This is a genomic window from Nitrobacter sp. 62-13, assembly GCF_001896955.1.
Taxonomy (GTDB): Bacteria; Pseudomonadota; Alphaproteobacteria; order Rhizobiales; family Xanthobacteraceae; genus Nitrobacter.
In genome coordinates this window covers 14,285-18,631 of record NZ_MKRN01000028.1, presented here as the reverse complement: position 1 = coordinate 18,631, position 4,347 = coordinate 14,285, and the positions used below count along the sequence as shown (strand labels likewise).

Sequence of the window (4,347 nt, the reverse complement as noted above, 5' to 3'; positions counted from 1 at the left end):
AGAGAAGGAAGCCATCGCGCAATATGGCTCGTCCGACTCGGGCGCGACGCTGGGCGACATCCTCGGCACCGCGCTGAAGCAGCGCACGGACAAGTAAGCTCAGCTTCCTTGCCGCAGCAATCAAGGTCCCGGTTTCCACCGGGACCTTTTTATTTTTGCGCCGATGATTCGGCCCGGAACCCGAACGCGGGTGTTCGCGTTTTATGGGGCACGCAGGTTTTCCCGCGGCAGGCCGGGGTTGTGACCCCGCCCCCGACGGCGATCGATGAGCGAGCGCGCTCTAGATCGTCTTTTCCGGCCAGCGGCACAGGTCGTTAATCAGGCACACGGCACAGCGCGGTGATCGCGCCAGGCAGGTATAGCGTCCGTGCAGGATCAGCCAGTGATGCGCATGCAGCATGAATTCGTCGGGGATCACGCGCTCCAGTTCGAGTTCGACCTCGAGCGGCGTTCTGCCCGGCGCCATGCCGGTGCGGTTGCCGACGCGGAAGACATGGGTGTCAACCGCCATCGTGTGCTCCCCGAAAGCCATGTTCAGCACCACGTTTGCGGTCTTGCGGCCCGCGCCGGGCAACGATTCGATTCCGGCGCGGCTGCGCGGGACTTCGCCGTTGAAATCCGCCAGCAGTTTTTCCGACAGCGCGATAATATTCCTCGCCTTGTTGCGATAGAGCCCGATGGTCTTGATGTAATCACGGACCTTCTCCTCGCCGAGCGCCAGCATCTTGGCGGGTGTGTCGGCGGCCGCAAACAGCGCGCGAGTGGCCTTGTTGACGCCGGCGTCGGTCGCCTGCGCCGACAATACCACCGCAACGAGCAACGTGTAGGGATTGAGATGTTCGAGTTCGCCCTTCGGCTCGGGATTAGCGTTGCGGAAACGCGTGAAGGCGTCCCGGACTTCGGCCCGCGTCCAGGGTCTGAAGGGCGGCATGCGCGCCGCCGACCCTCGCACGGGCTTGACAGGAGGCTTGGCGGCGGGCCGGACGGCCTTGGCGACGGCTTTCGCCTCGGATGTCGGCACCGGTTTCCGCAGCTTTTTTGCCGCCGGAGCCTGCCTCGATTTCGCCGCAACGGGTTTTTGCGGCCGAGAATCCGCCGCAGGGCCGTTCTTGGGTTTGGCGGTCCGGGCGAGAGCGGGCCTCAGCGTTGCAAAGGTGCGGCGGGTGTTTTTCGACATGATCGTGGTATAGTGGCATCCTATGACATTAGACAGTAACTTGGCTGGTCCGGAGCTTGCCGAGCAGACGCTGTTTTCGGCGCTGCTGACGCCGCACCGTTCGTTGAATCGCGCCCGTTTCATGGTGATGATGGCGGTTCTGACGCTGGTGAGTTTCGCCGCGGGAATGATCTTCCTGATGATGGGGGCGTGGCCGGTATTCGGCTTTTTCGGTCTCGACGTTCTCGCCGTCTATTGGGCTTTCCGCATCAACTTCCAGCGCGCCCGAGCCACCGAGGAAATCTCCATCACGCACCTCGAGTTGCGGGTGCGCCGCACCACACACCGCGGTCATATCGTCGAGTGGGTCTCCAATCCGCTATGGGTGCATCTCGAAAAGATCGTGCACGAGGAATTCGGCATCGAGCGGCTCTATCTGGTTTCGCGCGGCCGCCGGATCTCGATCGCGAACTTTCTTGGCCCGGACGAAAAATCGAGTTTCGTCAAAGCCTTCTCCAATGCGCTCCAGATCGCGAAACGCGGTCCGATTTATAACCCGCTCTAGCGGCCATCACGGGAATCGGGTGGCTGCGACATGGCAGCCGCTCTACATCCAGGCCATGATGACGTTTGCAAAAGACCTGGCCCTGACCGATCCGCGCCTCGCAAGGCCAGGTCCGCAAATTGCTGCGTTGCGCGATTACGATTCGGTACGGCGCGCCATCGCCTTCATCTCAAAATTCTGGCGCACCCAGCCGACGGTCGAAGCGATGGCCGATGCCGCCGGCGTCACGCCGGATGAACTGCATCACCTCTTTCGCCGTTGGGCCGGGCTGACGCCGAAAGCCTTCATGCAGGCGCTGACGCTCGACCACGCCAGGGGGCTGTTGCGCAAGTCGGCCAGCGTGCTCGATGCAGCCCTTGACTCCGGCCTGTCGGGGCCGGGCCGCCTGCACGACCTGTTCGTTACGCATGAGGCAATGTCGCCCGGCGAATGGAAGAACGGCGGTGCAGGCACGAGGCTCGCCTTCGGCTTTCATCCTTCGCCGTTCGGGGCCGCGATCGTGATCGCCAGCGACCGCGGCCTTGCCGGACTCGCTTTCGCCGACCCCGGCGAGGAGCAGGCCGCCTTGAGCGATATGAAGCGGCGCTGGCCCAATGCAACCTATGTCGAGGACCACGTCCGAACGGCTGCGCTCGCGCAGCGTGTGTTCGATACGAATCTCTGGCGAGCGGATCAGCCGCTGCGCGTGGTCCTGATCGGCACCGACTTCGAGGTCCGGGTCTGGCAGACCCTGCTCAGAATCCCGATGGGCAATGCCACGACCTATTCAAGCATCGCTGCCGACCTGGATCGCCCGAAGGCGTCGCGCGCGGTCGGCGCCGCGGTCGGCAAGAACCCGATATCGTTCGTGGTGCCCTGCCATCGCGTGCTCGGCAAGAGCGGCGCATTGACCGGCTATCACTGGGGTATCACCCGCAAGCAGGCGATGCTGGGTTGGGAAGCCGGACAGATCAGCCCCGAGTAGGGCCTCTATCGCAGAGACTTTCGCTTCTGAATCAGAAGCTGGCTCCAAGATTTGATCTGATGCGTTTTCTTCACGCGAACCGGTATTCCCCGGGTCGAGCCCGAGGACACGCTTCGCTCGAAAACACGCGAGAGTCTGTTTCAACCGAGTTGAATCAGACTCCTCGCTTTTCCTTTTGTTTGAGCATGATCTTCTCCGAAAACCGGTTTCCACTTTTCGGGATCATGCTCTAAAGGCCTTTCAGGCCGCGAGATCAAGCTTCGAGGCCACGGTCGCGTCGGCATTCAGCCGATAGATCACGGGCGCACCGGTTGCAAGTTCGCGCTTGAGAATTTGCTCCGGCGACAACTTTTCCAACACCATGACGAGCGCGCGCAGCGAATTGCCGTGTGCCGCAACGAGCGTGCACTCGCCGCGCAGCACGCATGGCAGGATTTCCTGCACAAAATACGGCAGCGTGCGCGCCAGAGTATCCTTCAAGCTCTCGCCGCCGGGCGGCGGCACGTCATACGACCGACGCCAGATCAGCACCTGCTCCTCGCCCCATTTCTTTCGAGCCTCGTCCTTGTTGAGGCCGGCAAGGTCGCCGTAGTCCCGTTCGTTCAACGCCTGATCTTTCCTGACCGGAATTCCGGTCTGGCCCAACTCCTCCAGCACGAGGTCGAGCGTATGCTCGGCACGGATCAACAGCGAGGTAAAGGCGATGTCGAACACAAAACCCTGCGCCTTCAGCTTGCGTCCTGCCTCCCTGGCCTCAGCCACGCCGAGCTCGGTCAGATCGGGATCCTTCCAGCCCGTGAACAGGTTCTTCAAATTCCATTCGCTCTGGCCGTGACGCACGAGCACCAGAAGACGTTCGCTCATTCTGCCTGTTCCCGCTTTCTTTAGTCTTGATACCGATTCCAGCTTCGCTTCTGATTGAATCAGAAGTTAAGCTCTAGATTGTTGTTTCACGCGCTTTCTTCACGCGAACCGGTATCCGCTTCGCTCGAAAACGCTATAATATCTTAGGAAGCGGGATGCGGGCGGAAACCGCACCACACTTTTTCTCATTCCGCTCCAGATGCTAAATGTCGCCCAGTCCCAGCACGTCGGCCATCGAATAAAGGCCGGGTGCCTTGCCGTGCGCCCACTTTGCGGCTTTCAACGCACCATGCGCGAAGATCATCCGGTCTTCGGCATGATGAGACAACGTTATACGCTCATAAGGGCCCGCGAAGATGACGCTGTGGTCTCCCGACACGGTGCCTCCGCGCAGCGAGGCAAAACCGATGTCGCCCGATTTGCGGGCGCCGGTGATCCCGTCACGCCCACGCGCCGCGTGCTGGTCCAGCACGATCTTGCGGCCGTCTGCCGCCGCTTGCCCCAACATCAGCGCGGTGCCGGAGGGCGCGTCGATCTTGGCCCGGTGATGCATTTCAAGAACTTCGATATCGAAGCTTTCGTCCAGCGATTGCGCCATCCGCTTCACCAGCGCGGCGAGCAGATTGACGCCCAGACTCATGTTGCCCGACTGCACGACCACGGTGCGGGAGGTCACGCTCTTGATGACCGCCATATCCGACGCCGACAGGCCGGTGGTGCCGATGACGTGAACCAGCCGGCGCTCGGCGGCGATGGCGACATTCGCGATGGTCGCCGCCGGAACCGTAAAATCCAGGA

Annotated in this window: 5 protein-coding genes; 2 read left to right on the top strand and 3 right to left on the bottom strand. The window is 61.8% G+C overall.

Going from position 1 to position 4,347, the window contains the following annotated elements:
* Positions 1-280: 280 nt before the first annotated feature.
* The gene (gene nth, locus BGN91_RS03955; RefSeq protein ID WP_292610716.1) at positions 281-1,177 is read right to left on the bottom strand and encodes an endonuclease III; all 897 of its coding nucleotides are present in this window, start codon (positions 1,175-1,177) and stop codon (positions 281-283) included.
* Between the two features lie 22 nt (positions 1,178-1,199).
* Here nth and BGN91_RS03950 point away from each other — a divergent pair, with 22 nt between their 5' ends.
* Positions 1,200-1,721, top strand: a complete 522-nt coding sequence (locus BGN91_RS03950; protein ID WP_292610714.1) for a DUF2244 domain-containing protein — start codon at positions 1,200-1,202, stop codon at positions 1,719-1,721.
* A 55-nt stretch (positions 1,722-1,776) separates the two neighbouring features.
* A complete protein-coding gene (locus BGN91_RS03945; RefSeq protein WP_292610720.1) occupies positions 1,777-2,685 on the top strand; it encodes a bifunctional helix-turn-helix domain-containing protein/methylated-DNA--[protein]-cysteine S-methyltransferase in 909 nt (302 codons plus the stop codon).
* Positions 2,686-2,925: 240 nt separating this feature from the next.
* Here BGN91_RS03945 and BGN91_RS03940 read toward each other — a convergent pair whose 3' ends face one another.
* Both BGN91_RS03940 and dapB read right to left on the bottom strand, forming a co-directional pair.
* Positions 2,926-3,549, bottom strand: coding sequence for a 2,3-bisphosphoglycerate-dependent phosphoglycerate mutase (locus BGN91_RS03940; RefSeq protein WP_292610712.1), 624 nt, complete (start codon positions 3,547-3,549; stop codon positions 2,926-2,928).
* A gap of 202 nt (positions 3,550-3,751) precedes the next feature.
* Positions 3,752-4,347, bottom strand: a 596-nt coding sequence (dapB, locus tag BGN91_RS03935) for a 4-hydroxy-tetrahydrodipicolinate reductase (protein WP_292610710.1), incomplete at its 5' end; no start/stop codon positions are given.